This window comes from Nitratidesulfovibrio liaohensis (genome assembly GCF_011682075.1).
GTDB classification, from domain to species: domain Bacteria; phylum Desulfobacterota; class Desulfovibrionia; order Desulfovibrionales; family Desulfovibrionaceae; genus Cupidesulfovibrio; species Cupidesulfovibrio liaohensis.
This window is the reverse complement of record NZ_VSMK01000757.1, coordinates 1-628: the sequence shown is the minus strand read 5'-3', so window position 1 is coordinate 628 and position 628 is coordinate 1. Positions and strand designations below refer to the sequence as shown.

The 628-nt window shown below is 71.8% G+C and carries 1 pseudogene; it reads left to right on the top strand.

The features are described from left to right. Nucleotides 1-628: pseudogene (locus tag FVW27_RS18600) on the top strand (hypothetical protein); the annotation flags it as partial.

Here is a 628-nt window from a genome sequence, read left to right as displayed (position 1 = left end):
GTGCGGCGGCGAGCATGCCCGGCCCGCAGGGCAGGCCGGAGAGACCGGGCAACCCGCGCAGGACACCTGCAGTGCGGAACGCGATTCGCCGCGCACGCGCGGCGTCGTCACCCCCGTCCGGCTGGCCAGCCTGCTCGCCGTGGCCGTGCCCGTGCTGTACGTGGCGGTGTACGCCCCCCAAGGCATGGACACCACCGACTTCGGCTTCTTCTACGGGCATGCCTGGCGCATCCTGCTGGGCGAGGTGCCCTACCGCGACTTCTTCTACGTCAAGCCGCCGCTTTCGCTGTACTGGCATGCCTTCTGGCTGTGGCTGACGCCGGAGCGGGTTTCCGTGCTGGCGGGCAAGGCCGGGTTCTACGCCGAGATGCTGGCCGCATCGTGGCTGGGCGCGCTGTATCTTGCCCGCGCCGTGGACCTGCGCCGCCTGGGCGTGCCCCTGCCGCTGCTGGCCACGCTGGGCTTCGTGTGGTCGGTGCATGCCTTTCCGCCCATGCCGTGGCACACGGTGGATGGGGTGCTGTTCGGCGCCGGGGCGCTGTACGCCGTGGTGGCCGGACACCCCCTGCTGGCCGGAGTGCTGGCGGCGGCCAGCGCGCTGACCAAGCAGTCGTACGCGCTGATGCCG